Source organism: Leifsonia sp. 21MFCrub1.1, from assembly GCF_900107895.1.
Classification (GTDB): domain Bacteria; phylum Actinomycetota; class Actinomycetes; order Actinomycetales; family Microbacteriaceae; genus Leifsonia; species Leifsonia soli.
The window spans coordinates 3,735,251-3,761,069 of the sequence record NZ_LT629867.1; the positions used below are offsets into that span (position 1 = coordinate 3,735,251).

Consider the following 25,819-nt stretch of genomic DNA (forward strand, 5'->3'; position numbering starts at 1 on the left):
GCTGCCGGACGCTGTGGTTGGCTTGTCACATGAAGGCAGTGAGCTACTCCGCGACAGGCGACTCCGACGTCCTGACCATCGGCGAGCGCCCGGAGCCGCACCCCGGGCGCGGCGAGGTGCGTGTGCGCATCCACGTGTCCGGTGTCAACCCCACGGACTGGAAGGCCCGGCGCGGCGGCGGTCCGGCGGAGCTCCCCCGGCCGCAGGTTCCGAACCAGGACGGCGCCGGCGTGGTCGACGAGGTCGGCGACGGCGTCACCGCGTTCCGCGCGGGCGATCGCGTGTGGGTGTGGGATGCCGCCTACCAGCGCCCCGACGGCACCGCGCAGGAGCTGGTCGTCCTTCCCGAGAACCTGGTCGTCGCCCTACCCGACGACGTGAGCTTCGACGAGGGCGCCTCGTTCGGCATCCCGGCGCTCACCGCCCACCGCGCGCTGACCGCGTACGAGCACGCGCCCGCACAGCTCTCCCCCGGCTCGCTGGAGGGACGCACCGTGCTCGTCGCGGGCGGGGCAGGGGCCGTCGGCCACGCTGCCATCCAGCTCGCCGTCTGGGCGGGGGCCACGGTCATCGCCACGGTCAGCAGCCACGAGAAGGCCGAGCTGGCCCGGGCGGCCGGAGCCCACCACGTCGTCAACTACACCGACCCGGACACCGCGGAGGCGATCGGCGCCCTCGCGCCTCGCGGCGTCGACATCGTGGTGGAGGTGAACGTGATCGCCAACGCGGCGCTCGACGTCAAGGTCGCCGGCCGCAACGCCACGATCGCCAGCTACGCCGACGCACCAGGCGCCGGCGAGGTGACGATCCCGGTCCGGCCCAGCATGTCGAAGAACCTCCGCTGGCAGTTCGTGCTCACGTACACGGTCGACCCGGAGAACAAGGAGGCCGCCGTAGGCGCGGTCGCCGCCGCTGCCGCCGACGGCGCCCTGCGCGTGGGCGAGGAGCACGGCCTCCCGATCACGCGGTTCCCGCTCGATCAGACGGCAGCGGCCCACGACGCCGTCGAGGACGGCATCGTGGGCAAGGTGCTCATCGACGTGTCCTGACCGCCTGCACCACGAGCGCCACGACCGCCGCCGCCGCGATGGCCGCGGAGTAGCCGAGGGCCGTCGGCAGCAGGCCGATCGTCGTGATCAGCTCGCCGGCGACCAGGGCGGGGAGGCCGTAGGCCAGGTAGCTGACCAGGAAGACGCCGGCGAACAGCTCGGCCCGCTGGTCGTTCGGGGCGAGCGGCGCGAGGATGCGGAGCATCGCCGAGAAGCCGGCTCCGAAGCCTCCGCCCGCCACGACAGCGCCCGCGAACAGGAGCGGGAGGATCGCCGCGGCGATGCCGACCGCCGCGACCGCGACACCGACGACGATCGCGGCCATCGCCCACACGACGGTCAGGCGCGCGGCGGCGCGGGTCAGCAGCAGCCCGGCGAGCGCCCCGACGGCCGGCGGCACGGCGACGATCGCGCCGTTGAGCAGGCCGCTGTCGAGGTGGAAGACGCCGTGCAGGATGGACGGGGACAGGCCGATGAAGAGGCCGGCGAGCATCCAGGTGGCCAGGAAGAGCGGGATGGCCGCCACGAACTCGCCGCGGGCCTCCCGGGGGACGAGCAGGCGCGGTATGAGCGAGCGAACGGCGCCGGGGCGGCGCTCGACCGTCTCCGGCGACGCGACGATGACGACGATCCCGGCCGCGAAGAGCACGGCGAGCGCAACGAACACGACGATCGTGGGCTGCGGGACGAACTGCACGGCGAGCCCGGTCAGGAAGGCGCCGATGGCGATGCCGCCGACGGGAGCCGTGCTGCCGATGGTCGCGCCGAGCTTCTTCTGCCGCTCGGGCGCGAGCTCCACCAGAGCCGCGGTGAAGGTGCTCACGGCGGCGCCCGTTGCGACACCCTGCACCGAGCGGGCGCCGATGATCCAGCCGATGTCGGGTGCGAACAGGAAGATCAGCATCGCCACGATCTGCAGCGCGAGCGCCCCGATCAGCACGGGCCGCCGGCCGATGTGGTCGGAGAGCGACCCGGCGATGAGCAGCGTGATCAGGAGCGTCACGGCGTAGATGGCGAACGCTACGGTGAGCAGCCACGGCTGGAAGCCCCACTGCTGCTCGTACAGCACGAACAGCGGGCTCGGGGCGCCGACAGCCAGGGCGACGGCGACGAAGGCGAGCGCGGTCCCGGCGAACGCCGCCGCGGGGCGGAGCCTGCGGGATCGAGCACTGCGAGCGGGCCGGACCGCGCACATCCCACCGGTGGCGATGGTCTCTTCGGCTGTCGTCATGTCGATCTCCTTAAAGCAAATAGGATTGCTTTAGCGACTATACAAAGGGATGTGCGATAAAGCAACGGAATTTGCTTTAAGCTATTCCCATGGACACGAAGACCACTCCGTCGAAGCGGACGGGCGGACGCAGCGCCGCGGTCATCCACAACGTGCGCACCGCGGTCGAAGAGCTCGTCGAAGAGAAGGGCCAGGACCGCGTCACCGTTCCGATGATCGCCGAGCGCGCCGGCGTCAACCCGACCAGCATCTACCGTCGCTGGGGCGACCTCCCGACCCTCATCAACGACATCGCCACCTACCAGCTCGATCCCGCGCGACCGCTCCCCGAGAATGGCGACCTGCAGCGCGACCTCACCGCGTGGGCCTCCGAGCTCGTCGAGCACTATCGCAACCCGGTCAATGCCGCGCTTCTCCGCGGCGGCGCCTCGGCGGCCGGCGAACGGCAGTCGAACTGCCTGCGCAACCGTCGAACCGAGGCGGGGCTGATCCTCCAGCGCTACCCGGACTCCCCCGTCACCGACGACGACATCCTCGACGTCGTCGTCGCGCCGATCATCTACCGCGTGATCTTCGTGCCTTGGACGCTCGAGGACACCACCGCCGAACACCTGGTCGAGCGCCTGTTCCGCTGACCCCTCCGCCACCCGGTAGTGTCGGGAGGCGATGCCCCAGGAACGGACCAGCGAGGAACGCGCCGCGGCCCGCTCCGGCTGGGCGGTCGGAGTGGCGACCGCCGTCTACGGCATCTCCTTCGGTGCCCTGGCCACGGCCTCCGGACTCGACGTCTGGCAGACCTGCGTCCTCAGCCTGGTCATGTTCAGCGGCGGATCGCAGTTCGCCCTCATCGGCGTCCTCGCGTCCGGCGGCGCCGCGGCCGGCGGGACGGCGATCGTCAGCGCCGCCCTGCTCGGCGTGCGCAACTCGTTCTACGCGCTGCGTCTCTCCCGCATCATCGGGCCCGGCTTCTGGAAGCGCGCGGCGGCGACCCAGCTGACGATCGACGAGTCGACCGCCGTCGCGACCGCGCAGAGCGAGCCGCGCGCGCAGCGGATCGGGTTCTGGGTCACCGGACTCGTCGTCTACATCGGCTGGAACCTGATGACGCTGGCCGGCGCCCTCCTCGGCGACCTGATCGGCGACGTGAAGGCCTACGGGCTGGATGCCGCTGCCGCCGCCGCCTTCCTCGGCCTGCTCTGGCCCCGGCTGAAGGCGCGCCAGACCCAGGCCGTCGCCGTCGCTGGCGGCTTCGTCGCCACGCTGCTGACGCCGTTCCTCACCCCCGGCCTCCCCGTGCTGGCGGCCGCGGTCGTCGCCATCGTCGTCGGCATCTTCAACCTGTTCGGCCGCAGGGACGACCCTCCGCATCCCGAGGCGGTGCCCATGGAACGGGAGGTGGAGCCGTGACCACCTGGCACGTCATCCTGCTCGCCTCGATCTGCGTGCTCGGGCTCAAAGCCGTCGGCTGGCTGGTGCCGCCGAGGGCTCTCGACCACCCGACCGTGGCGCGTGTCAGCGACCTCCTGACGGCCGCGCTCCTCGCCGCCCTGATCTGTGTCCAGACCCTCGGCGCCGGACAGTCGCTCCAACTCGACGCCCGCCTGCCCGCCGTCGCGATCGCCGCAGGGCTCTACGCGCTGCGGGTGCCCTTCATCGTCGTCGTGCCGGCGGCCGCGGTGGTCGCGGCCCTCATCCGGCTGTTCACCTGACCGACCTCGCGGGGCTCAGTCGTAGCCGAGGATGACGACGTCGTCGTCGGCGCGTTCCTGATCGACTGCGGCACCGGGGGTCATGGAGGGATGCTAGGGCGGCCGGGCGGGCGCCGCCGATGGACATGACGTCGATCATCGGCCCTGTCGACGACGCGGGTGTACAAAGCGCGTCGCCGCCGGATCCGCGGTGTCGGCGGCCTCGCATACCGTGACGCCGTGAGCGCATCCTGGCACCCGGTGGCGAATGCGCAGCCCACCGAGTGGCTGCTGCGCCAGGGCGCGCTCGGCAGCCCGTACGGCGTGATCCGCCGCTTCGCGTTCGGCGACCCCAATCGACCGGACGTGTGGTTCCGGGTGGTCACCTGGGCGCCGGCCTCATCCGGACGGGAGCTGATCGGCTGGTGCCGAACGCTCGAGGCCGCGGCGGCTGCGGCCTGGGACCACCGTTGCGCCGCCGAATCGTGGCGGCACCATATGGCCGCGCGCCGCACGGACGCCGCGACGATGGCCGCGCAGCGCCCCTCGGCCGCCGAGCTCGTCCGGTTCTACCGGGCGGCGCTGCGGCGTCAGGCGCCCAGCCGCCCGACCGCGAGCGGGCACGCAATGCATATATCCGTGCTGCCACCGATGTCGGTGGCAGCAGGCGCGCCCTAGCCTGACATCAGGCTCGGCCAGGGGGACCGATCCCGTCGGGGGACGGATCGGGAAAGGGGCCGGAGCGCATCGCGCTCCGGCCCCTTTCGTATTCACACCCGGGGTGTGAGAACCGTTACTTGGTCAGCGGCTCCAGGGTCGGGTCGTTGGCGTACGCCTCCGCCGCGTTCTCCTTGGTGACGATGACCGGCTTGAGCAGGAACGCCGGGACGACCTTCTTGCCGTTGTCGTACGACTTGTCGTCGTTGATCTCGGGCTTCTTGCCCTGCTGCAGGTCCTTCACCATGGTGATGGCCTGCTTGACCAGGTTGCGGGTGTCCTTGTTGATGGTCGAGTACTGCTCGCCCGCCATGATGGACTTGACCGACTCGGCCTCCGAGTCCTGACCGGTGACGATCGGGACCGGCTTGCCAGCACCCTTCACCGAGGTGATGATGGCGCGGGCCAGGGTGTCGTTCGGCGAGAGGACGCCGTCGAGCTCGGTCGAACCGTAGTTCGCGGCGAGCAGGGTGTCCATGCGGGTCTGCGCGTTCGCCGGCAGCCATCCCTGGGTGGACGTCTGCTTGATCTCGGTCTGGCCGGAGACGACCTTGAGGGTGCCGTCCTTGATCTTCGGCTCGAGCACCTTCATGGCGCCGTTGAAGAAGACCGCGGAGTTGGCGTCGTCGGGCGAACCGGAGAAGAGCTCGATGTTGAAGTTCTTCTTGCCCGGGTACTTCTTCGCCATGCCGTCGAGCAGGGCCTGACCCTGCAGCTCGCCGACCTTCTCGTTGTCGTACGCGACGTAGTAGTCGACATCGTTCGTGTTGAGGATGAGGCGGTCGTACGCGATGACGGTCGCGCCGGCGTCGTGCGCGGCCTTGGCCTGCGCGGCGAGCTGGCCGCCGTCGACGGCGCCGACGATGATGACCTTGGCGCCGTTGGTGATCATCGACTGGATCTGCGACTGCTGGTCGGAGACACCGGAGCCACCGGCGTACTGGACGTCGCCCTTGAAGCCGGCCTCCTTCAGGCCGTCCTCGAACAGGCCACCGGCGAGAACCCAGTTCTCCGACGTCTTGGTCGGGAGGGCGACGCCGATGGTGGCGTCCTTTGCGAAGCCGGAGGCGGACGATCCGTCGCCCGAGCCGCCGCGTCCGCTGCCGGAGCAGCCGGTCAGGGCGAGCGCGGTGGCAGCTGCGACGGCCACTGTCGCGAGTGCGATTTTGCGCATTGCTATCTCTTTCTCTGTGTTGTGTATTGCAGGTTGGGAAGGGAAGAACGAAGGATCAGGAGGTGAGCGACCGCGAGGAGTCCTCGGCCGGCTCGCCGGTCGGGACGACCGCCGGCTGGTCCTCGGCCGCAGCGTCGGCGCGCTGCGTCTTGTCGCGGTTGAACATCCTGCCGATCAGGGAGGGGCCGCCGCGGCGCTTCGAGTAGACGTCGATGCCGACTGCGATCAGCAGCACCAGACCCTTGATGATCTGGACCTTGTCGGAGGTGACGCCGAGCAGCTGGAGGCCGTTGTTCAGGACCGCGATGACCAGACCACCGATGATCGAGCCGGCGACGGTACCGATACCGCCGGAGACCGCTGCACCACCGATGAAGACGGCCGCGATGGCGTCGAGCTCCCAGCCGAGGCCGTCCTGCGGACCGGACGATACCGAGCGGGCGACGGCGATCATGCCGGCGAGCGCGGCGAGGACCGACATGTTCATCATGACGAAGAAGTTGATCCGGCGGATCTTGACGCCCGACAGCTCCGCAGCGTGCGAGTTGCCGCCGACCGCGTAGATGTGACGACCGAAGATCGTGCTCCGCGTGATGAACGAGTACAGAATGATCAGAACGCCGAGGATGACGCCGGCGACGGGGAACGAGGTGCCGACACGGCCGCTGCCGAACAGGATCGCCGCGTAGATCACGACGGCGTCGAGGATGACGACCTTGAAGACGCTGACCCAGAGCGGCGCCTTCTCAGAGCCCATCTTGGTCTGCTTGCGACGCATCCGGACCTCCATCAGCGCGATGACGACCGCGATGATGAGGCCGAGCAGCAGCGTGGAGTTGTTGTACCCGGTGTTCGGGCCCCACTCGGGGAGGAAGCCGCCGCCGATGTAGGTGAAGCCGTCCGGAACGGGGATGGTGTTGGCGTTGCCGATCAGCTGGTTGAGGCCTCGGAAGATGAGCATGCCGGCCAGGGTCACGATGAAGGCCGGGACCCCCACGTAGGCGACCCACCAGCCCTGCCAGGCGCCGATCACGACACCGACCAGGAGGCCGAGCACGATGGCGAGCGGCCACGGCACGTTCCAGTTGGTCATGGCCTCGGCGACGACGATGCCGACCAGCGCCGCCACGGATCCGACCGAGAGATCGATGTGGCCGGCGATGATCACCATGACCATGCCGATCGCCAGGATCAGAACGTAGACGTTCTGGTTCACGAGGTTGATCAGGTTCACCGGATCGAGGGTCTTGCCCCCGGTGGCGATCTGGAAGAACACGATGATGACGACGAGCGCGCCCAGGATGCCGAACTGGCGTCCGGTCGACTGGCCGCCGCCGAACATCTTCCCGAGGTCGCGGATGCCTCCGGACTTCTTCTTCTCTGCGATCTGCGTGGTCATGGTTATCGGGTCACCCTCTTCTTGGCGGAAGTCATGCTTTTCAGGAGTGTCTCCGGGGTCGCTTCCGCAATCGGGAAGTCGGCGGTGATCTGACCCTCGAAGATCGTGTAGATGCGGTCGGAGATGCCGAGCAGTTCTGGCAGCTCGGAGGAGATGACGATGACGCCCTTCCCCTGTGCGGCCAGCTGCTGGATGATCCCGTAGATCTCGAACTTGGCGCCGACGTCGATTCCTCGCGTCGGCTCGTCGAGGATCAGGATGTCCGGGTCGGTGAACATCCACTTCGCCAGCACGACCTTCTGCTGGTTGCCGCCGGAGAGCGTGGAGACACCGCGGTCGACGTCGGGGGTCCTGATGCGCAGGAGCTTGCGGTACTCGTCGGCGACCGCGTACTCCTGCAGGTCGTCGACGACCCCGCGCTTGGCGATCTTCTTGAGCTTGGCCGCCACGACCGACTGCTTGATGTCGTCGAGGAGGTTGAGGCCGAGCACCTTGCGGTCCTCGCTCACGTACGCCAGGCCGTTGTCGATGGCCTCGGAGACGTTGCGCACCTGGATCTGGTGGCCGTCCTTGTAGATCTCGCCCGAGATCCAGGTGCCGTAGGAGTGGCCGAAGACGCTCATCGCGAGTTCCGTGCGGCCGGCGCCCATCAGGCCGGCGAATCCGACGATCTCGCCGCGGCGCACGTAGAAGCTGGAGTTCTTGACGACCAGGCGCTCAGGGATCTGCGGGTGCTGCACGACCCAGTCGCGCACCTCGAAGAAGGTCTCGCCGATGTTGGGGGTCCGCTCGGGGTAGCGGCTCTCGAGCGTGCGGCCGACCATCCCGCGGATGATGCGGTCCTCGTCGACGCCGTCCGCCTTGACGTCGAGCGTCTCGATCGAGTGACCGTCGCGGATGATGGTGATCTCGTCGGCCACCTGCTCGATCTCGTTGAGCTTGTGGCTGATGATGATGGAGCTGATCCCGCGGCCCTTCAGGCCGAGGATCAGGTCGAGGAGGTGCTGCGACTCGGCCTCGTTGAGCGCCGCGGTCGGCTCGTCGAGGATGAGGAGCTTGACGTTCTTGTTGAGCGCCTTCGCGATCTCGACCAGCTGCTGCTTGCCGACGCCGATGTTCTTGATCTGGGTGTCCGGGTCGTCGGAGAGGCCGACGCGGGCGAGCAGCTCGACGGCTCGGCGCTTGGCCTCGCCCCAGTTGATGACACCGCCGCGGCCGGGCTCGTTGCCGAGGAAGATGTTCTCGGTGATCGACAGCTCGGGGATGAGCGCGAGCTCCTGGTGGATGATCACGATCCCCTGCTGCTCGCTGGACTTGATGTCCTTGAACCGCATCACCTCGCCCTGGTAGACGATGTCTCCGCTGTACGTCCCGTAGGGGTACACGCCGGAGAGGACCTTCATCAGGGTGGACTTCCCCGCGCCGTTCTCGCCGCAGATCGCGTGGATCTCGTCGGCGTGGACGGTGAGGGAGACATCCTCCAGCGCTTTGACCCCCGGGAACTCCTTGGTGATCGCGCGCATCTCGAGGATGACTGCGTTCGACGGCATCGTCGCTCCTTGCGGGCTCGGGAATGGATGTGCCTAAGTAGTAAACGCTATCTTCTCACTTGTCGTCAAATAGTGAAGACAACGATGCGATAACGGCGGGATGAGCTCCGGAGGGAGTCAGCCGTCCTGCCCCGCGAGGGCGCCCTTGATGACGATCGCGGCGGCCCCGAGCGACTCGGCGCGGTCGCCGAGCGACGAGATCCGGACAGTCGTCGTTCCGGCGATGATCGGGATGGCGTTCTGCCGGATCCCGTGCCGGATCGGGTCGAGCAGGGCGTCGCCGAGGCCGACGAGCGGTCCGCCGATCAGCACCAGCTCGGGATTGATGACGTTGGCCACGTTGCCGATCGCCTGGCCGATCGCCGTGCCCGCATCGCTGACCACGCGCAGCACCGCCGGGTCCTTCGCGAGCCCGCGGCGCAGGATGTCGGATGCGGTGCGCGCCCCGTCGCCACGGCCCAGCGACTCGAGCATCACGCTGGTCGACGCGATCGTCTCGAGGCAGCCGCGGTTGCCGCACCGGCAGATGACGCCGTGCTCCGCGACGGGGGTGTGGCCGAGCTCGCCCGTGATGCCGAGGAACCCGTAGTAGGGCTGGCCGTTGAGGATGAGGCCGGCACCGATCCCCGTGCCGATCTTGACGAAGATCAGGTTGCGCTCCCCGCGGTTGGCGCCCCAGGTGACCTCCGCCAGCGCGCCGAGGTTCGCGTCGTTGTCGACGACGACCGGGAAGCCGAACACGTCCTCCAGCTCCCGCCGGGTGATGCCGACCCATTCGGGCAGGATGGCACCCTGCAGCACCGTGCCGGTGCGGCGGTCGATGGGCCCGGGGATCCCGACGCCGACGGCGAGGACGGACTCGCGGTCGTGCCCGCCCTCGGCGAGCATCCGATCGAGGAGGTGTGCCGCCTCGCGCACGGCGCCGAGCACGTCGTACCCCGGCTCGAGGGCCACCTGCTCCTCGGCGATGACGTCGTAACCGAGTGTGGTGAGGACGATCCGCACATGACGGCGCCCGAAGTCGACGCCGACCGCGATGTCGCCGGTGTCGGTGAGCTGGACCAGCAGCGCCCGGCGCCCGCTCGAGGTCACCGGGGAGGTCGCGACCACGCCTTTCGCCGCCATGTCGCGGACGATGTTGGACACGGTGGCGGTGGACAGGCCGGTCCCGCGCGCCAGCTCAGCCTGGGTGGACGGTCCGTTGGCCAGGAGGAACTCGACGAGTCGTTCCTGGTTCAAGTGCCTCAGTGCGCCCTGCGACCCGGGATTGCGTGCGCCACGAGGGATCAGCCCCGGAGTGGCGGTCATAGCGACAAGCGTGAACGATCGGGGTCTTGTAGTCAAGCTGTGAACGCAAGAGTTGGCCCCATATCGGGTGACGACCCTGAGAACACTGACACGGGCTGCGATGATGGAGGACATGCCCATCCTGAACAAGGACATGCAGGTCTGCATCTCCCTCGCCGGCCGCCCGAGCAACATCGGGACCCGCTTCCACAACTATCTGTACGACGAGCTCGGCCTGAACTTCGTCTACAAGGCGTTCACGACGGACGACCTGGAGGGGGCCGTGCGCGGCATCCGTGCCCTCGGGATCCGCGGATGCTCGGTCTCCATGCCGTTCAAGGAGGCGATCATCCCGCTCGTCGACAACCTCGAGCCGTCGGCCGTGGCGATCGAGTCCGTGAACACGGTCGTGAACGAGGACGGCCTGCTCACCGCCTCCAACACCGACTACGAGGCCGTCGCGCAGCTGCTGGCCGAGCACGAGGTCGACACCGCGCAGCGCGTGCTCGTCCGCGGGTCGGGCGGCATGGCGAAGGCCGTCGTCGCGGCGTTCCGCGGCGCGGGTTTCGACGAGCTGACCGTCCTGGCGCGCAACGCCGAGGCCGGCCCCGCCCTCGCCGAGCGGTACGGATACGAGTGGGTGGCGGAGGACCCGGAGCCGGGCTTCGACGTCATCGTCAACGTCACGCCGCTCGGGATGCGCGGCGACGCGGAGGACGTGATGGCCTTCGACGAGGCCTTCATCGAGCGCGCGACGACCGTGTTCGACGTCGTCGCGTTCCCGTCCGAGACACCGCTGGTCCGCGCCGCGCGGGCGACGGAGACCGCCGTCATCACCGGCGCCGAGGTGATCGCCCTGCAGGCAGCACGGCAGTTCGAGCGCTACACCGGCGTGCTGCTCACGCCGGAGCAGGTCGCTCGGGCGTCGGAGTTCTCCCGCGCCGAATAGACGGGCGGTGCGCGGAGGCCGAGCGATGAGATGCGCTCCGCCACGACGGGGAGTAGCTTGAGCCCCGGACGTGAAGGAGCGTGCGCATGGGCATCGGAAGCGGCATCTTCATCTTCGTCGTCGGGCTCATCCTGGCCTTCGCCCTGCAGGTGCAGGTGAGCTGGATCGACCTGAAGATCACCGGGTACATCCTCATGGGTGCCGGCCTGGTCGTCTTCATCATCTCCCTGGCTTTCGCGCTGCGGCGCAGACCGCGGACCTCGGTCCGGCAGGACGGCATCGACCCCGCCACCGGTCAGCGGATCGAGCGGCGCACCGATGAGTATTGAGACCGGGACCCGGCCATACAATGGCCGGATGTCGGACGACCTCCTCGCGCTCGAGAACCAGGTGTGCTTCGGCCTCGCCGTGGCGGCGCGAAGCGTCATCGCGCTCTACCGGCCGGTGCTCGAACCTCTGTCGCTGACGCATCCGCAGTACCTCGTGATGCTGGCGCTGTGGGAGCGCGAGCCCCGATCCGTGAAGGATCTGAGCGACACCCTCGCGCTCGAGCCGGCGACCCTCTCCCCGCTGCTGAAGCGGCTCGAGGCGACCGGATACGTCGAACGGAGGCGTAGCGCGGCCGACGAGCGCGCGCTCGAGGTGCGGCTGACGGAGGCCGGACGTGCTCTCCGCGCCGAGGCGGAGAAGATCCCGCCGCGCATCGTCGAACGGCTGGGGCTGCCGGTGTCGGAGCTCGAGAACCTGCGCGAGAGCCTGCAGACGATCATCGGCGCGGCCGTCCGCACCGCGTGATCCCGGCTCAGGCCGCCTGAACGGGCGCGGGGCACACCAGCCGGGTGGCGTCGCGCTGTCCCCCGGGCCGCAGCACCTCGTGCTCGGTCATCGGCCGGCCGCACATGGGGCAGGGGGCCGACGTGGAACGCCGGTCGGGAGCCTCCGGATGGCCCGCACCGAGCTGCGCCGGACCGGCGATACGGATGAGCTTCTCGTTCCACCGCGAGTACCAGCGGGCGAAGCGTCCGGCCATGATCCCTCGATTCATTAGTGCACTAACGAATAGTGTACGCCACCTGGACCCTGACCCGGAGGGCAAGGTCTACGCTGACAGCGGAGGACGACATGCGCATCAGCGAACTTGCCGAGCGGGCAGGTGTGACGGTCAAGGCCGTGCGGTACTACGAGCGGCTCGGGCTGGTCGCGCCGGACCGGCTCGGCAACGGCTACCGCGAATACGGCGACGATCACCTGCGCGCGGTGCTGGAGATCCGCGAGCTGGCGGCCACCGGCATCCCGCCGGGCAAAGCGCGCCCCTTCATCGACTGCCTCGGCTCCGGCCACGCCCACAGCGACGAATGCCCCGCCTCGCGCGACGCCTACCGCGACGGACTGGCCGAGCTGGATGCGGCGATCGCCGCCCTGGAGCGACGGAGAGAGCTGCTCGCCCGCCGCCTCGCCGGCGCCGAGCACCGCATCCCGGAGCCGGCCGACGGCTGCGGGTGCACCATCGACCCAGCCTGACCCGGCCGGGGATCATCCCCAGGGATGACCTGCTCCCTACCTGCGGTCGATGCCCCGCGAGCGCCCACCCGGTTGACTCGGATACGTCGGCTCGAGCTCACGTCTCGAGCGTCGACGTGAAGGGGGAGACCGATGACGACACTGGGACACGGACTGCGGACCGCACCGACACTCGGTACGGCATCGGTGCCGGTGCGGCGGCGAGCGCGGGGGCTGCTCGCCGCCGTCACCGGGAACCCGTACCTGCAGCTGCTCGTGACGCTCGTCCTCATCGCGGCGGGCGCGACCCTGCTGATGATCGGCGTCGGCCTGGTGCTCAACGTGATGGTGCCGTGGATCTTCGACGACGAGCTGCGCGCACTGCGGGCTCTGCTCCCGCAGATCGGCTGACCCGGCCCTGGCCCCTGCGGTCCGCTCCCCCTAGAGTCCCGGCATGGGACGACTCATCTTCTCGGCCATCGCCTCGATCGACGGCTACACCGTCGACAGCTCCGGATCGTTCGACTGGGCGAACCCCGACGCGGAGGTCCACGCGTACGTCAACGACCTCGAACGCGACATCGGCACCAACCTCTACGGCCGCAGGATGTACGAGACCATGCGGGTCTGGCAGGACCTGGGCGACAGCGACGAACCGGTGATCGCCGACTACGCCGCGGTGTGGCAGAACTCGGACAAGGTCGTGTTCTCGTCGACCTTGCGGGAGCCGACGACGCCGAAGACCCGGGTGGAGCCGCGATTCGATCCGGACGCGGTGCGCCGGCTCGTCGCGGAAGCCGACCATGACGTCTCCATCGGAGGGCCGACCATCGCCGCGGCCGCGTTCGCCGCCGGGCTGGTGGACGAGGTCCGGCTCATCCTGGTCCCGGTCGCGGTGGGCGGCGGCACACCGGCCCTCCCCCACGGGCACTTCCTGAGGCTGCGGCTTCTGAACGAGCGCACCTTCGCCTCGGGAACGGTCGCCCTGCACTACGCGGTCGACTAGCAGCCTGAGGAAACCTCGTCTTCTACTCCCCCTGGAGCCCGGCGCGCGCTAGCCTGTGCCGCGACAGGCCCGCAACGGAACGGGCCGGGGAGCGTCGGCGATGGCCAAGCATCGAATCCTCGCCGTAGCGGCACTGGCCGCCGCGGCGGTCGTTCTCAGCGTCAGCGTTCCGCAGAGCGTCGAGGGCGTTGCGGCCGGAGCGGGCAGCGTCCACTTCACCGCGTCGGGCGACTACGGACCGGGCGCCTCGGCGCAGGCGGTGCTCACCGGCATCAAGAACCTGGGCCCCGACCTTCACCTCGCCCTCGGCGATCTCTCCTACGGCGCCACCGGGCAGGAGCAGGCCTGGTGCGACCTCGTCACCAGCAGGACGGGGCCCGGCTTCCCGTTCGAGCTCGTCTCCGGCAACCACGAGAGCAGCGGCCAGAACGGCAACATCAACGACTTCTCCGCCTGCCTGCCCAACCAGCTCCCCGGCGCGGTCGGCACGTACGGCCGCGAGTACTACGTCGACGTGCCGCAGGGCGCCCCGCTGGTGCGGTTCATCATGATCTCGCCCGGCCTCCCCTTCTCCGACGGCACCTGGACGTACGCGTCCGGCACATCCCATTACGCGTGGACGCAGGCCGCCATCGACGGGGCGAGGACGGCCGGGACGCCGTGGGTCGTCGTCGGCATGCACAAGCCCTGCCTCTCGCTGGGCGACTACCCCTGCGAAGCCGGGGCCGACCTCCTCAACCTGCTGGTGTCGAAGCGCGTGGATCTCGTGCTCACCGGACACGAGCACCTCTATCAGCGCAGCAAGCAGCTGGCGACGGGAGCAGGCTGCCCGGCCATCACGCCGGGAACCTCCACCGCTGCGTGCGTGGCGGACGCCGACAGCACCCTGGTGAAAGGGTCGGGGACCGTCTTCGCGACCGTCGGCACCGGAGGGAACGGCAACTACGACGTCCACCCGGCCGACAGCGAGGCCGGCTACTTCGCCGCCGCATACGGCAGCGCGGCAACGCCCGTCTACGGCTCGCTCGACGTCAGCGCGACCGCGACCCAGCTGACCGCGTCGTTCGTCCGCGCCGCGGGAGCGTCGTTCACCGACGGCTTCACGGTCGGGCCGCCCGCCGCCGGGAACCAGCCCCCGAACGCCGTCTTCGCCGCCTCCTGCGCCGACCTGACGTGCTCGCTGGACGGGACGGGCTCGACCGATCCGGACGGCGTCATCACGTCGTTCGCCTGGGACTTCGGCGACGGATCGTCGGGCACCGGCGGGACCATCGCGCACACGTACGCCGTCGCCGGCACCTACACAGCGCGGCTGACCGTGCTGGACGACGGAGGCGCGACCGCCGCGACGACGCGCACCCTCGTCGTCACCGCACCACCGCCGCCACCCGACACCCTCGCCGCCGATCCGTTCGAGCGCGCGGTCACGAACGGCTGGGGCACGGCGCCGACCGGCGGCACCTGGTCCGTCTCCGGCAGCTCCAGCCTGTACGCGGTGGCGGGCGGGACCGGACGCATCCAGCTCCCGGCAGGCTCGGGCGGAACCGGGCGCCTGCCCGGTGTGAGCGCGACCGGGATCGACCTCCGGCTCGGCCTCGCGATCGACAAGCTGCCGTCTTCCGGCAACGTGTACGTGACGGTCCAGGGTCGGCGGATCGCGACGGCCGGCTCGTACGGGTCGAAGCTGATCGTCTCGGCGGCGGGCAAGGTCACCATCCAGATCGTCCGCGTCGACCAGAACGGCGGGAACGAAGTCGTCGTGCAGTCCTCGGTCACCGTGCCGAACGTCACCTACACCGCGGGCATGCGCCTCAACGTGCGGATGCGGACGACCGGTACCGCCCCGACGCTCGTGGAGACCAAGGCCTGGGCGGACGGCAGCGCCGAGCCCTCGGCGTGGCAGCGGTCGGCCACCGACAGCACCGCCGCCCTCCAGGGCGCGGGCGGCCTGGCGGTGACCGGATACCTCTCCGGCGGGGTCGCCAACGCACCGGTCACCCTGAGCGTCGACGATCTGACCGCCGTCAAGCCCTGACCCGGGAGCACAGGCGCGGGATGCGCCGGCCTCGGGATGCGCCTCAGGCCGCGTCCCACCAGCGCAGGACGCGGAGCGCCCGGAGAGTCACCCACCGGCTCTGGAACCCCTCCATCTCGAACTCGACGATCACGGGCCCCTCGTGGAGGTTCTCGAGAACCCACCGGCCGTCGCCGTCCGCCTTGCCCCGGACCAGCTCCACGGCGTCCGCCAGGCGCGGGTCGCGGCGGTCCTGCTGCCGGAAGTGCTCCAGCCCGCGCAGGATGTCGTGGTACCAGCGCACCGGGTACGACAGCATCGTCATCCGCGGGTCGGGGACGGATCCGTCCGTGCGCCGCCGGTAGAGGCCGCGCTCCAGGAGGTACTCCTCGCCGGCCTCGACGACCTCCGTCGCACGCTGGTCGTCGCCGCCGGCGCGCATCCAGGCCCGCAGTCCCTCCACGGCGCAGATGGTGGAGTGGTAGGACGACACCCGCGCGCCGAACTCCGCCCAGCAGTTCCAGCCGCCGTCCTCCAGGCGCGAGCCGACGAGCGTCCGTGCGATCCGATCGCCGCCCTCACCGAAGTACGCGGCGATGGTCAGCGCGACGCCGTTGATGCACGGCTCGGTCTCGCCGTCGAAGTACGGCTCGCCCGCGTGCTCCCAGCGCACGTTCTCGCGGACGCGGGCGACGGCCGTCCGCGCCTGGGGGCTGACGGGATCGAGCCCGAAGTCGACGAGCTGCTGGAGACTGAAGTGCGTTCCGCTCCAGGCGTCGAAGCCGTCGCGCTCGGGCGGGATCCACCCCGGCCGGTACGTGCCGCCGTCCCAGAGCCCGTCCTCCGCCTGCTCGGCGAGGACGGTCGCGCCCCAGCCCTCCGTCGCAACGCGGGCGCGCTCCGCGGCGACCTCGTCGGGCGATGCTCCGGCGAGGTCCTGAAGCACCTGCCAGCGGATCGCCGGATCGGAATCGAGAAGCCAGTCGACCACATCCATGCGCGCCACCGTAGCCGCGACATTCGCTCTGCGACAGTCCCGTGGGCCCCGAAGCGCCGGACCGGCTTCAGGCGACGGGCGCGCCCACCACGCGGTTGCCGCCGGCGTTCTTCGCCGAGTACATGGCGTGGTCGGCTTCGCGGATGAGGCGGTCCGGGTTCCAGGCCGGGTCCTGGGTGCGCGCGATCGACATCCCGACGCTCGCGCTGATCGGGAAGCCCTCCGGAATGTCCTGGAAGGGCTGCTCGATGGAGTGGCGGATGCGATCGGCGACGTCCTCCGCCGCTGCCACCTCTGGCACCTCGCAGACCACCACGAACTCGTCGCCGCCGTAGCGCGCGACCAGGTCCTCCTGACGGACGGCCGCCTGCAGCCGCAGGCCGACCTCGCGGAGCAGGAGGTCGCCCGTGTGGTGGCCGAGGGCGTCGTTCACGCGCTTGAACCCGTCCAGGTCGATGAACAGGGTGGCCACCAGGGTGGAGGTCGAGCTCTGGTACTCCACCAGCTGCGTCTCGAGGCGCCGGCGGTTCGGAAGCCCGGTGGTCTCGTCGTGCATCGCCGCGTGCTCCAGCTGCCGCTGCAGGCGCAGGGTGGTGATGGTCTGCGCGGCCTGGCCGGCCAGTGCGTCGGCCAGCGGGGCGGCCTCGGAGTCGAACTGCCGCGGGTGGAGGAAGAACGCGGCGAAGAGCCCGAAGAGCACGTCGTCGTGCTGGATGGGCGCCACGAGAACGGCATGGACGCCCGCGTCGCGCATGGCCTGCCCGAGCACGGGGGCGATCTCGTCCGCGGCCGCCGCACCGCTGAGCGCGACGACGCTGCGGAGCTGGGAGGCCTGCGTCACGAGCGATCCGGTCTGTTCGACCGAGCGGAGCGGGTTGCTGCCTGAGGCCTGCGCGAACGTCCCGGACTCGTCGATCAGGAAGACCGCCGACTGCTCCGCCTGGTACGCCTTGGCCACGGTCGTCGCGAGGATGTCGGCGAGCGACTGTTCGTTCGTCGCCGCCGAGAAGGCGATCGACGAGTCGATGATCAGTTCGAGACGGTTGCGCGTCCGCTCCTCGAGAGCGTGCGAGCGCGCCATCTCCTGCTCGTGCTCCGCGCGCTCTGTCGCATCCACCAGTGTCAGCAGCTCGCCGGCCCCGGTCTCGCGGCGGCCCACGATGACGGCTCTCGACGACCCGTCCACGTGCGCGAGCCGGATGAGGCCGTCGGCGCGACCGTCGACGGTGGGGATGCTGGTGCGCAGCGAGCTGAACGCTCGGCCCTGCAGCTCGGCCATCGAGAGGCCGGTCCACGAGACGAAGAGATCGTTGGCGTCCTGGATGCGGCCGTCTGCGTCCACCTCGACGAGTGCGCAGGGCAGGTCGTCCGCAGCAATGGGCCGCACCGCACTCTCCTTCGGATGGCTGGGCCGCTTCGCGGCGAGGACAGATTGAACTTAGCGCACGAATGATCCGAGTCGGTCACCCAAGTCGTCGGGAGGGCAGGGGCGCGCGATGTAGTAGCCCTGGGCCCGGTCGCACCCCGACGAGCGGATCTGCTCGAGCTGCTCTCTGGTCTCGATGCCCTCCGCGACGACCCGCATCCCGCTGTGCTGGGCGATCGCGACCGCGTCGCCGACGGCGTCCCAGTCGCCGCGGGCGACGAGGCTGCGGTCGAGCTTGAGCTCCCGCGCGTGCACGCCCACCGCTCGCTCGATGGAGGAGTGGCCGGCCCCGAAGTCATCGATCGACACGGTGACGCCCCACTGCTGCACGATGTCGAGCCGGCCGGCGACGACCGCGTAGTCGTCGATGCGCTCGGCCTCCGTCACCTCGACGATCAGGTCGGCGGGAGGCAGGCCCGACTCGGCCAGCTGGCGCTCCAGTTCGTCGAAGAAGCGGTCCGTCTCGAGCTGCAGGGGCGACACGTTGACGGCGATGGCGAGCTCCCAGCCGCGCTCCCGCCAGTCGCGGCCGATGCGGCAGCACTCGCGCAGCGCGAACAGGCCGAGCTCGTGGATGGAGCCGCTGGCCTCGGCGAGCGCCACGAACTCCGCGGGGGGGATCGGACCTCGGGTGGGATGCGTCCACCGGCTGAGGCCTTCGACGGCCACGATCTCGCCGGTCGCCAGGTCGATCTGAGGCTGGACGTGCACCTCGAGCTCGTGCGCAGCGATGGCGTCGGACAGTTCTCGCGCCTCCACCTCGCACCCTGCCACGTGGACCCCTCTCGTCGGCCACCCGGTCTTCCGGCCTGGACGCGATAGTGCCCGCGTGCGCACCCCGTGTCAACGGGCTGTGCCCGGAGGCGATCAGCGGAACGTCGGGCGGGTGTCCCGCTGACGGCTTTCGGCGACAGCGACCTCCGGTGTCACCATTCCGGCTCCCGCGGGCGCAGATCCGGGCGCGGGAACTCCGCGTCGAAGTCGCCGGTGGGGTCCTCCTGGCGGTGCGTGTCCACGATGCTCGGGCCCGAGCCCACCGGCGAGAACGCGACGCGATCGCCGCGGACGCTGCTCTGGTAGGTCTTCATCCGCCCATCCACCGGGAGGTCGATCTCCGCGGGCGGGCGGCCCTCGTCGAACGGGACGGCGCGCTGCGTCGTGGTGCCGTCCTCTTCGACGAAGTCGGCGATCCCGAATGTGAGGTGTCCCCGGTCGAAGGATGCGCGGACGAGGAGGTAGGTGTGCAGATCCTCGTCGCCCAGGGCGGCGACCTCGGCGGCGAGCGCACGGACGGCGTCGGTGCGGCCGAGGGCGCGCTCGCCGCCGTCCGTCGCCTGGGCCCAGGAGCGGACGTGCCCGGCGAGGTCGGCGATGGCCTCCTCGTACGACGAAGGCGATGTGCCCTGGATGCCGAAGTCGCCCCAATCGGCCCAATAGCGGTCGCCCTCGTCGTCGTGCCCGACCGGGACGACGACGGGGATGGCGGCGGTGCGCGAGGCCCTCCATGCTGCCAGCTCGTCGGGGCTGAACAGTTCGCCCAGCTGCCGGATGGCGTCATCGTCACCGAGGCCGGCGGCCGATGCGAGGATCGCCCGCTCGAAGAACGCGTTGTCGTCCACTGCTCGTTCCCTTCGTCAGTGCCAGCATCGCACCTGCCGCCCCGAGTTCCGAGCCGGGCGGCAGGATCGGCTAACGTCGAGGGGCAGTCGGCGTCCTCTCCGCATCCACGATGTCGTAGTCGCCGCCGCTGGAACCGGTACCGAAGGAGACGCCTGTGACGACCACCCTGCCGACGACGACCGCGAAGGACGCCTCGCTGCGGCGCAGCCTCGGACTGTGGGCCATCGTCGGGCTGGGCCTCGGCTACATGACGCCGACGGTCGTCTTCGACACCTTCGGCATCGTCTCCGGGCAGACGCACGGCGTCGTGCCTGCCGCCTACCTGGTGGCCCTCGTCGTGATGATGTTCACCGCGATCAGCTACGGCAAGATGGCGGGTGCCATCCCCAGCGCCGGCTCCGCCTACACCTACGTGCGGGAGTCCATCCACCCGAACCTGGGATTCATGGTCGGCTGGACCTCGCTTGTCGACTACGTGCTGCTCCCGATGGTCAACTGCCTGATCATCCGGCTGTACCTGGAGCAGCTGTTCCCCGCCGTCCCCGGCTGGATCTGGGTGGTCGTCTACTGCGCCGGGGTGACGACTCTGATCGCCGTGACGATGCGCGGAACCTCGAACGTCAACATGATCCTGCTGGTGTTCGCGGTCGCCGTGATGACGGTGTTCGTGGTCATGGTCGTCGTCCAGCTCGCCGGCGGCGCCGGGGACGGCACGGTCGCCTCGGTGAAGCCATTCGTCCACGACGGGGTGACGCTCGGCGCCATCCTGACCGGAGCGACCGTCGTCTGCTTCTCGTTCATCGGCTTCGACGCGGTCACGATGTACGCGGAGGAGGCGAAGACGCCGAAGATCATGCCCCGCGCCATCCTCTTCACGGTGATCATCGGCGGAGCGATCTTCCTGGTCGCCGCCTACTTCACCCAGCTGCGCTTCCCGACCAACGCGCCGTTCGGCGAGTTCACCGACGACCCGCTCCCCCAGATCGGACGCATCGTCGGCGGCCCGGTGTTCCAGGCGATCTTCGTCTCCGCGGGCTTCTGCGCGACGCTCGCCTCCGGCCTGGCGTCGCACGCGTCCGTCAGCCGGATGCTGCTGGTGATGGGCCGCAACAACGTCCTCCCCCGACGCTTCTTCGGTTACATCAGCCCCAAGACGCAGACGCCGATCTTCAACATCGTGCTCGTCGGTGTGATCTCGCTGCTGGCGATGGCGTTCTCGCTCGAGCTGATCTCCGCGTTCATCAACTTCGGCGCCCTGATCGCGTTCACGTTCGTCAACATCTCGGTGATCGCCTGGTTCGCGATCCGCCAGGGCCGCCGCCGTACTGCGAAGGACATCGTGCGGTTCATCGTCCTCCCGGGCATCGGGATGGTGCTCACCGGCATCCTGTGGGTGAACCTCCACGCCGACGCGCTGATCGGCGGCATCGTCTGGGCCGTGATCGGCTTCGCCTACCTGCTGTTCCTCACCCGCGGGTTCCGGCGTCCGGTCGCCGGATTCGACGAGAGCCAGCCGGTGACGGGCTTCAACAAGGCGGTATAGAAGAGGAGCGGGAGTCCGCAACTCATACCGCGCGCATAGGCCGCTCCCAGCCCACGTAAGAATTCACAAAGAATGCGTCTGCATCGTGGGACACATGGATCAGACGTTGAGCGCTCCCGCGCCGACCCGACCGGCGCCCCGGCGCCGCGCCGACCACCCCCGGCGGGGCGCGCGGACGGTGCGCGCGGTCCTGGCCCTCGGTGTGGTCGGCGTTCTCGGGATGTGGTGGCTGAGCGTCCCTGCCGGTTTCGCCGCCACGCCCGCGAACGCCCTCACCTCGATCGGTGAGCTGGCCGGGATGGTCGGCGGGTTCCTGGTCTGCGCGCAGATCCTGCTGATCGCCCGCGTCCCGTGGTTCGAGCGGGCGGTCGGCCTCGACCGGCTGGTCTCCTGGCACCGCTCGCTGGGCGCATCCGTGCTGTTCCTCATCGTGGCGCACGTGCTGTTCCTGGTCTTCGGCGGCGAGCTGCTCGACAGGAACCCGCCGTGGACGGAGTTCGTCAGCATCCTGCAGAACTACCCGGACATGCTCACGGCCCTCGTCGGGACGATCGCCTTCCTGGTCGTCGGTCTCAGCAGCGCCCGGCTGATCCGCGCGAAGCTGTCGTACGAGGTCTGGTACTGGCTGCACCTCACCACGTACGTCTCGATCTTCCTCACCTTCCTCCACCAGCTGAGCGGCGGGGCGCATTTCGTCTCCGCGCCGGTGAACCGCGTGCTCTGGATCGCGCTCTACCTCGGCACCGCCTCCGCCGTGCTGACCTGGCGGTTCATCCTGCCGACGCTCGACGCGTGGAAGGGGCGGATGCGGGTGGCCGCCGTCGTGCCGGAGAGCGAGGGCGTGAGCAGTGTCTGGCTGACCGGGCCGCACGTCGAGCAGCTGGGCGTGCGAGCGGGCAACTTCCTGCTGTTCCGCTTCCTGAGCTGGGGCCACCTGGGCACGGCGCACCCCTACTCGGTGTCGGCCGTCCCCGCCAACGGATACCTGCGGATCACCGTCGGGGCGATCGGCGACCACTCGACCCGCCTGCCGGCGCTGAAGCCCGGGTCGCTCGTCTTCGCCGAGGGACCGTTCGGACGCTTCACCGCCGACCGGGCGAGCCGCGCGCGCATCCTGCTGGTCGCCGGCGGTGCGGGCGTCGGTCCGATCCGCGCACTGGCCGAGGAGCTGGCGCGCCGCGGAGCCCGCCCGGTCGTCCTCTACCGGGCACGATCGGCGCAGCACCTGGCCCTGCTCGGCGAGCTGCAGGCCCTGCCCGGCGTGACGGTGATCCCCCTGGTCGGCCGGCGCTCGGAGCTCGGCTACGACCCCCTCGACGTCGAGCCGCTCCGCCACCTCATCCCGGACCTCCACGACTGGGAGGCGTTCATCTGCGGCCCGGAGGGGATGGGCGAACGCGTCGAGTCCTCCCTCCGCGCCCTCCGGATGCCCAAGCGATTCATCCACCGAGAAGAACTGAGCATGTCATGAACAGCAGATCCTGGCGGGGGACCGTCCTCTTCACCGTCATCCTCGTCGTGATGGGCGCGACCGTCGGCCTCAAGCTCTACGGGCTCGGAGACGAGGTGACCACGGCGTCCTCCTCCGTCCACTCGACCGCGTCGGGCACCGGATCGACGACCACCGGGTCGGGAACAGGATCGTCGGGCACGTCGAGCAGCGGCTCGGCCGCCTCGTCCACCCCGACGCCGACGGCCTCGTCGTCCTCGTCCGCCACGAAGACCATCACCGGCTCGGCCGTCGACACCCGTTACGGCGCCGTGCAGGTGGAAGTCACCTTCTCCGGCACCACGATCACGGCCCTCAAGACCCTCCAGGCCCCGGACCGCGACGGGCGTGACGTCGAGATCAACAGCCAGGCCCTTCCCATCCTCGAGCAGGAGGTGCTCGCGTCCCAGTCGGCGAACATCGACACCGTGTCGGGCGCCACCTACACCTCCGAGGGCTACATCCAGTCGGTGCAGTCGGCGATCGACCAGCGATGAGGTTCCTCGAGACGGTCATGGGCATCCCGATGTCCATCGATGTGCGGGACGACGTGGATGCGCGCGCCGCCGCCGAGCGCGCCTTCCGCGTGCTGCGTGAAGCGGACGAGCGCTTCAGCACCTACCGCCCGGACAGCGAGGTGAGCCGCGTCAATGCCTCCCCTGCGCAGGCGGCCGAGACCGCGCGGAGCGCCGACTTCCGCGAGGTCGTCGCCATCGGCGAGGCCGCCGCGCGCGCCTCGGAAGGTGCGTTCCGGATCCGCCGCGCCGACGGCTCCTGGGACCTCGACGGCGTCGTGAAGGGATGGGCCGCCTCACGCGCGGCACAGGAGCTGCGGGCCGCCGGCCTGCGCGACTTCTGCCTGAACGCCGGCGGCGACGTCGTCGTCTCGGGGAGCCCGGGCGGCGGACGCCGCTGGAGCGTCGGCATCCGCTCGCCGCACGACGCCTCCGCCATGCTCGCCGTCCTCGAGGTCGCCGATGGGGCCGTCGCCACCTCGGGCGCCTACGAACGCGGAGCCCACATCGTGGACGGCCGCGACGGGACACCCGCCACGGGGCTGCTGAGCGCGACGGTCGTCGCGGACGACCTGACGACCGCGGATGTGCTCGCGACGACCGTCTTCGCGATGGGACCGGACGGCGTCGGTCACGCGCTGCGCTCCGGCGCACGCGGGGTGCTCGCCGTGGATGCGGCCGGCCGCATCCGCGCCGCCGGCGACCTCGCGTTCGCCCGCCCGGTGACCACCCCGTGACGGCGGCCGCGGCACCCGAGCAGGGCGCGTCCGGCTCCTATACTGCGGATGTGAGCGGAAAGCCGCGTGTGCTGGTCGCCGAGGACGACAGCCGCCTCGCGAGCATGCTCGACGCGCTCCTCGGCTCGGAGGGCTTCGACGTCGAGCTCGCCCGTGACGGCCAGCGAGCGCTCCACCTCGGCCTCACCGGCGGGTTCGACGCGATCGTGCTCGACCGCGGGCTCCCCGCGGTGGACGGGCTGGATGTGCTCCGGCGTCTGCGCGATGACGGCGTGACGACGCCCATCCTGGTGCTCTCCGCACTCGGCACGGCCCCCGACCGCGTCGACGGGCTGAACGCGGGCGCCGAGGACTACCTGGCGAAGCCGTTCGACATCGATGAGCTGGTCGCCCGGGTGCGCTCGCTCACCCGCCGGGCGGCCGCGATCGTCCCGATGGTCCGCTTCCCCGGGGGCCGGCTCGACACCGGAAGCCGCACGGTCACGCTCGACGACGGCTCGCGCACAGTGCTCTCCGAGCGGGAGTCCGACCTGCTGGAGCTGCTCGCCCGGCGGCCAGGGCAGGTCTTCTCGCGCGCTCTGCTGCTGGACGAGGTGTTCGCCGCCGCCGACGACCCCGGGGTCGTCGACACGTACGTCCACCATCTGCGCCGCAAGTTCGGGCGATCGCTCGTCGAGACCGTGCGCGGGATCGGCTACCGGATGGGATCGCTCCCGTGAGCGTCACCGACGACCGCGAACTCCGGTCCGCCTCCCTCAAGCTCGCGGCGCAGTTCGCGCTGATCATCGTCGGCCTGTTCGTCGCCCTCGGCATCGTCGTCTACAGCGTCGTCGCCGCCGGTCAGGCCGAAGCCGCGCGACGGGCGCTCGCCGACGCCTCGATGGTCGACTCGGTGCATGACGCCCCGCGGGACCTCCTCGTCACCGTCGTCACGCCGCAGGGTCGCCAGAGCTCACCCGACATGCCGGACGGACTCCCCGACGAGCACGCGATCGACCAGGTCATGCGCACGGGAACGCCGGTGTCCGGCTCCGTGGAGGCCGATGGTGAGCGCTACCTGACGGTGACGGATGTGCGCAACGGCAAGGTGGTCCAGGTCGCGTACGGGCTCGGCGAGCAGCAGGAGGAGCTGAACCGCCTGGTGCTCGCGCTGGTCGTCACCGGAGCGATCGCCACCCTCGCTGCTGGGGGCGTCGGCCTCGTGCTCGCCCGGCGGTCGATCCGGCCCCTGGCGGACGCTCTCGCCCTGCAGCGCCGATTCGTCGCGGATGCGGGCCACGAGCTCCGCACTCCGCTGACCCTGCTCAGCACGCGCGCCCAACTCCTCCGGCGCCATGTGGTGGCGCAGTCGTCCGGGACGGACGACGAGCTGCGTTCCGGGCTCGATGAGATCGTCGACGACAGCCGGGCGCTGACCGAGATCGTGCAGGACCTCCTGGCCGTGGCCGACCCGCGGCAGACGGCGGAGAGCGAGGGCGTCGATCTCGGCGAGCTTGCCGCGACGGTCGCGCGATCGGCGGAGGGCCGCGCGGCGGAGCGCGGGATCTCGATCGCCGTGCGGAGCGACCCGGAGGCCGCTGTCACCGGGGCGCCGGTCTCACTGCGGCGGATGATCGTCGCCCTGGTCGACAACGCGCTGGATCACGCCGCCGGCGACGTCCGGCTGACCGTGTCCGCCACGCGCGACCACGTCGTCCTGACCGTGGAGGACGACGGGCCCGGGTTCTCCTCCGGCGTCGAGGATCGTGCGTTCGAGCGCTTCGCCACGGCACGGGATGCGCAGGCCGGCGCCGACAGGGCCCGTCACTACGGCCTCGGCCTCGCCCTCGTCGCGGAGGTGGTGAGCCGCCACCACGGAACGGTCGGCGCCGCCAACCGCGACGCGGGAGGCGCGATCGTCACCGTGCGCCTCCCGCGTCGGCGCTGAG

At 70.2% G+C, this 25,819-nt stretch carries 28 protein-coding genes; 18 read left to right on the top strand and 10 right to left on the bottom strand.

Annotation, left to right across the window (positions count from 1 at the left end):
- The first annotated feature begins 29 nt into the window (after positions 1-29).
- Positions 30-1,049, top strand: a complete 1,020-nt coding sequence (locus BLW09_RS17665; protein WP_089915854.1) for an NADPH:quinone reductase — start codon at positions 30-32, stop codon at positions 1,047-1,049.
- On the opposite strand, the gene BLW09_RS17670 is transcribed toward BLW09_RS17665, so the two are convergent.
- Positions 1,033-2,280, bottom strand: coding sequence for an MFS transporter (locus BLW09_RS17670; RefSeq protein WP_089915857.1), 1,248 nt, complete (start codon positions 2,278-2,280; stop codon positions 1,033-1,035). The two genes, BLW09_RS17665 and BLW09_RS17670, sit on opposite strands and share 17 nt — an antisense overlap.
- An 89-nt stretch (positions 2,281-2,369) precedes the next feature.
- On the opposite strand from BLW09_RS17670, the gene BLW09_RS17675 reads away from it, so the two are divergent.
- The 4 genes from BLW09_RS17675 (at position 2,370) to BLW09_RS17690 (ending at position 4,646) form a co-directional block, all read left to right on the top strand.
- Entirely contained in the window at positions 2,370-2,915 is a 546-nt protein-coding gene (locus BLW09_RS17675) for a TetR/AcrR family transcriptional regulator (RefSeq protein ID WP_089915860.1), read from the top strand.
- A 31-nt stretch (positions 2,916-2,946) separates the two neighbouring features.
- Positions 2,947-3,687: an AzlC family ABC transporter permease gene (locus BLW09_RS17680; RefSeq protein WP_089915863.1), complete on the top strand. Its 741-nt coding sequence runs from the start codon at positions 2,947-2,949 to the stop codon at positions 3,685-3,687.
- The gene (locus BLW09_RS17685; protein ID WP_089915866.1) at positions 3,684-3,989 is read left to right on the top strand and encodes an AzlD domain-containing protein; all 306 of its coding nucleotides are present in this window, start codon (positions 3,684-3,686) and stop codon (positions 3,987-3,989) included. The genes BLW09_RS17680 and BLW09_RS17685 overlap by 4 nt, the downstream gene beginning before the upstream one ends.
- A gap of 219 nt (positions 3,990-4,208) precedes the next feature.
- A complete protein-coding gene (locus tag BLW09_RS17690) occupies positions 4,209-4,646 on the top strand; it encodes a hypothetical protein (protein ID WP_157696995.1) in 438 nt (145 codons plus the stop codon).
- A gap of 115 nt (positions 4,647-4,761) precedes the next feature.
- On the opposite strand, the gene BLW09_RS17695 is transcribed toward BLW09_RS17690, so the two are convergent.
- The 4 genes from BLW09_RS17695 to BLW09_RS17710 form a co-directional block, all read right to left on the bottom strand.
- Positions 4,762-5,859, bottom strand: a complete 1,098-nt coding sequence (locus BLW09_RS17695; RefSeq protein WP_089915872.1) for a substrate-binding domain-containing protein — start codon at positions 5,857-5,859, stop codon at positions 4,762-4,764.
- Positions 5,860-5,914: 55 nt separating this feature from the next.
- Complete coding sequence (gene mmsB, locus BLW09_RS17700; protein ID WP_089915875.1) at positions 5,915-7,258, bottom strand: multiple monosaccharide ABC transporter permease; 1,344 nt, start codon at positions 7,256-7,258, stop codon at positions 5,915-5,917.
- A gap of 2 nt (positions 7,259-7,260) precedes the next feature.
- On the bottom strand, positions 7,261-8,808 hold the full coding sequence (gene mmsA / locus BLW09_RS17705) for a multiple monosaccharide ABC transporter ATP-binding protein (protein WP_089915878.1): 1,548 nt from the start codon (positions 8,806-8,808) through the stop codon (positions 7,261-7,263).
- 117 nt (positions 8,809-8,925) lie between these two features.
- Complete coding sequence (locus tag BLW09_RS17710; RefSeq protein WP_089915881.1) at positions 8,926-10,116, bottom strand: ROK family transcriptional regulator; 1,191 nt, start codon at positions 10,114-10,116, stop codon at positions 8,926-8,928.
- Between the two features lie 112 nt (positions 10,117-10,228).
- On the opposite strand from BLW09_RS17710, the gene BLW09_RS17715 reads away from it, so the two are divergent.
- The 3 genes from BLW09_RS17715 to BLW09_RS17725 all read left to right on the top strand — a co-directional run bounded on the left by BLW09_RS17715 (position 10,229) and on the right by BLW09_RS17725 (position 11,839).
- Positions 10,229-11,044, top strand: a complete 816-nt coding sequence (locus BLW09_RS17715; protein ID WP_089917082.1) for a shikimate 5-dehydrogenase — start codon at positions 10,229-10,231, stop codon at positions 11,042-11,044.
- A gap of 86 nt (positions 11,045-11,130) precedes the next feature.
- Positions 11,131-11,373, top strand: a complete 243-nt coding sequence (locus BLW09_RS17720; RefSeq protein ID WP_089915884.1) for a DUF6458 family protein — start codon at positions 11,131-11,133, stop codon at positions 11,371-11,373.
- A gap of 28 nt (positions 11,374-11,401) precedes the next feature.
- A complete protein-coding gene (locus BLW09_RS17725) occupies positions 11,402-11,839 on the top strand; it encodes a MarR family winged helix-turn-helix transcriptional regulator (RefSeq protein ID WP_089915887.1) in 438 nt (145 codons plus the stop codon).
- A 7-nt stretch (positions 11,840-11,846) separates the two neighbouring features.
- On the opposite strand, the gene BLW09_RS17730 is transcribed toward BLW09_RS17725, so the two are convergent.
- On the bottom strand, positions 11,847-12,074 hold the full coding sequence (locus BLW09_RS17730; RefSeq protein ID WP_089915890.1) for a hypothetical protein: 228 nt from the start codon (positions 12,072-12,074) through the stop codon (positions 11,847-11,849).
- Positions 12,075-12,166: 92 nt separating this feature from the next.
- On the opposite strand from BLW09_RS17730, the gene BLW09_RS17735 reads away from it, so the two are divergent.
- The 4 genes from BLW09_RS17735 to BLW09_RS17750 all read left to right on the top strand — a co-directional run bounded on the left by BLW09_RS17735 (position 12,167) and on the right by BLW09_RS17750 (position 15,585).
- Positions 12,167-12,565 carry a MerR family transcriptional regulator gene (locus BLW09_RS17735; RefSeq protein WP_089915893.1) on the top strand — a complete coding sequence of 133 codons (399 nt, stop codon included), beginning with the start codon at positions 12,167-12,169 and terminating at the stop codon, positions 12,563-12,565.
- Between the two features lie 132 nt (positions 12,566-12,697).
- Positions 12,698-12,955 (top strand): hypothetical protein, encoded by a 258-nt coding sequence (locus BLW09_RS17740; protein WP_089915896.1) that lies wholly within the window; start codon positions 12,698-12,700, stop codon positions 12,953-12,955.
- Between the two features lie 43 nt (positions 12,956-12,998).
- Entirely contained in the window at positions 12,999-13,550 is a 552-nt protein-coding gene (locus tag BLW09_RS17745; RefSeq protein WP_089915899.1) for a dihydrofolate reductase family protein, read from the top strand.
- A gap of 100 nt (positions 13,551-13,650) precedes the next feature.
- The gene (locus BLW09_RS17750) at positions 13,651-15,585 is read left to right on the top strand and encodes a PKD domain-containing protein (RefSeq protein ID WP_089915902.1); all 1,935 of its coding nucleotides are present in this window, start codon (positions 13,651-13,653) and stop codon (positions 15,583-15,585) included.
- Positions 15,586-15,628: 43 nt separating this feature from the next.
- Here the strand turns inward: BLW09_RS17750 and BLW09_RS17755 are convergent, their stop codons facing one another.
- The 4 genes from BLW09_RS17755 to BLW09_RS17770 all read right to left on the bottom strand — a co-directional run bounded on the left by BLW09_RS17755 (position 15,629) and on the right by BLW09_RS17770 (position 19,606).
- A complete protein-coding gene (locus BLW09_RS17755; RefSeq protein WP_089915906.1) occupies positions 15,629-16,561 on the bottom strand; it encodes a hypothetical protein in 933 nt (310 codons plus the stop codon).
- 67 nt (positions 16,562-16,628) lie between these two features.
- Complete coding sequence (locus BLW09_RS17760) at positions 16,629-17,948, bottom strand: sensor domain-containing diguanylate cyclase (RefSeq protein WP_089915909.1); 1,320 nt, start codon at positions 17,946-17,948, stop codon at positions 16,629-16,631.
- Between the two features lie 51 nt (positions 17,949-17,999).
- Positions 18,000-18,761: an EAL domain-containing protein gene (locus BLW09_RS17765; protein WP_089915912.1), complete on the bottom strand. Its 762-nt coding sequence runs from the start codon at positions 18,759-18,761 to the stop codon at positions 18,000-18,002.
- Positions 18,762-18,913: 152 nt separating this feature from the next.
- Positions 18,914-19,606: a hypothetical protein gene (locus BLW09_RS17770; RefSeq protein WP_089915915.1), complete on the bottom strand. Its 693-nt coding sequence runs from the start codon at positions 19,604-19,606 to the stop codon at positions 18,914-18,916.
- A gap of 155 nt (positions 19,607-19,761) precedes the next feature.
- On the opposite strand from BLW09_RS17770, the gene BLW09_RS17775 reads away from it, so the two are divergent.
- The 6 genes from BLW09_RS17775 (at position 19,762) to BLW09_RS17800 (ending at position 25,818) form a co-directional block, all read left to right on the top strand.
- Positions 19,762-21,150, top strand: coding sequence for an APC family permease (locus tag BLW09_RS17775; RefSeq protein ID WP_089915918.1), 1,389 nt, complete (start codon positions 19,762-19,764; stop codon positions 21,148-21,150).
- A 94-nt stretch (positions 21,151-21,244) separates the two neighbouring features.
- Positions 21,245-22,621 (top strand): ferredoxin reductase family protein, encoded by a 1,377-nt coding sequence (locus BLW09_RS17780; protein WP_089915921.1) that lies wholly within the window; start codon positions 21,245-21,247, stop codon positions 22,619-22,621.
- Positions 22,618-23,136 (top strand): FMN-binding protein, encoded by a 519-nt coding sequence (locus BLW09_RS17785; RefSeq protein ID WP_089915923.1) that lies wholly within the window; start codon positions 22,618-22,620, stop codon positions 23,134-23,136. Before BLW09_RS17780 ends, BLW09_RS17785 begins: the two co-directional genes overlap by 4 nt.
- Positions 23,133-23,891 carry an FAD:protein FMN transferase gene (locus BLW09_RS17790; protein WP_089915926.1) on the top strand — a complete coding sequence of 253 codons (759 nt, stop codon included), beginning with the start codon at positions 23,133-23,135 and terminating at the stop codon, positions 23,889-23,891. The genes BLW09_RS17785 and BLW09_RS17790 overlap by 4 nt, the downstream gene beginning before the upstream one ends.
- 50 nt (positions 23,892-23,941) lie before the next feature.
- Entirely contained in the window at positions 23,942-24,610 is a 669-nt protein-coding gene (locus BLW09_RS17795) for a response regulator transcription factor (RefSeq protein ID WP_231946938.1), read from the top strand.
- Positions 24,607-25,818: a sensor histidine kinase gene (locus BLW09_RS17800; RefSeq protein WP_089915932.1), complete on the top strand. Its 1,212-nt coding sequence runs from the start codon at positions 24,607-24,609 to the stop codon at positions 25,816-25,818. Before BLW09_RS17795 ends, BLW09_RS17800 begins: the two co-directional genes overlap by 4 nt.
- Position 25,819: the final 1 nt, after the last annotated feature.

Bases quoted from the DNA above. Each gene is read 5' to 3' on its own strand.
- BLW09_RS17665 (WP_089915854.1), top strand. From the start codon at position 30: ATGAAGGCAGTGAGCTACTCCGCGACAGGCGACTCCGACGTCCTGACC.
- BLW09_RS17670 (WP_089915857.1), bottom strand. From the start codon at position 2,280: ATGACGACAGCCGAAGAGACCATCGCCACCGGTGGGATGTGCGCGGTC.
- BLW09_RS17675 (WP_089915860.1), top strand. From the start codon at position 2,370: ATGGACACGAAGACCACTCCGTCGAAGCGGACGGGCGGACGCAGCGCC.
- BLW09_RS17680 (WP_089915863.1), top strand. From the start codon at position 2,947: ATGCCCCAGGAACGGACCAGCGAGGAACGCGCCGCGGCCCGCTCCGGC.
- BLW09_RS17695 (WP_089915872.1), bottom strand. From the start codon at position 5,859: ATGCGCAAAATCGCACTCGCGACAGTGGCCGTCGCAGCTGCCACCGCG.
- mmsB (WP_089915875.1), bottom strand. From the start codon at position 7,258: ATGACCACGCAGATCGCAGAGAAGAAGAAGTCCGGAGGCATCCGCGAC.
- mmsA (WP_089915878.1), bottom strand. From the start codon at position 8,808: ATGCCGTCGAACGCAGTCATCCTCGAGATGCGCGCGATCACCAAGGAG.
- BLW09_RS17710 (WP_089915881.1), bottom strand. From the start codon at position 10,116: ATGACCGCCACTCCGGGGCTGATCCCTCGTGGCGCACGCAATCCCGGG.
- BLW09_RS17715 (WP_089917082.1), top strand. From the start codon at position 10,229: ATGCCCATCCTGAACAAGGACATGCAGGTCTGCATCTCCCTCGCCGGC.
- BLW09_RS17720 (WP_089915884.1), top strand. From the start codon at position 11,131: ATGGGCATCGGAAGCGGCATCTTCATCTTCGTCGTCGGGCTCATCCTG.
- BLW09_RS17725 (WP_089915887.1), top strand. From the start codon at position 11,402: ATGTCGGACGACCTCCTCGCGCTCGAGAACCAGGTGTGCTTCGGCCTC.
- BLW09_RS17730 (WP_089915890.1), bottom strand. From the start codon at position 12,074: ATGGCCGGACGCTTCGCCCGCTGGTACTCGCGGTGGAACGAGAAGCTC.
- BLW09_RS17735 (WP_089915893.1), top strand. From the start codon at position 12,167: ATGCGCATCAGCGAACTTGCCGAGCGGGCAGGTGTGACGGTCAAGGCC.
- BLW09_RS17740 (WP_089915896.1), top strand. From the start codon at position 12,698: ATGACGACACTGGGACACGGACTGCGGACCGCACCGACACTCGGTACG.
- BLW09_RS17745 (WP_089915899.1), top strand. From the start codon at position 12,999: ATGGGACGACTCATCTTCTCGGCCATCGCCTCGATCGACGGCTACACC.
- BLW09_RS17750 (WP_089915902.1), top strand. From the start codon at position 13,651: ATGGCCAAGCATCGAATCCTCGCCGTAGCGGCACTGGCCGCCGCGGCG.
- BLW09_RS17755 (WP_089915906.1), bottom strand. From the start codon at position 16,561: ATGGATGTGGTCGACTGGCTTCTCGATTCCGATCCGGCGATCCGCTGG.
- BLW09_RS17780 (WP_089915921.1), top strand. From the start codon at position 21,245: ATGGATCAGACGTTGAGCGCTCCCGCGCCGACCCGACCGGCGCCCCGG.
- BLW09_RS17785 (WP_089915923.1), top strand. From the start codon at position 22,618: ATGAACAGCAGATCCTGGCGGGGGACCGTCCTCTTCACCGTCATCCTC.
- BLW09_RS17790 (WP_089915926.1), top strand. From the start codon at position 23,133: ATGAGGTTCCTCGAGACGGTCATGGGCATCCCGATGTCCATCGATGTG.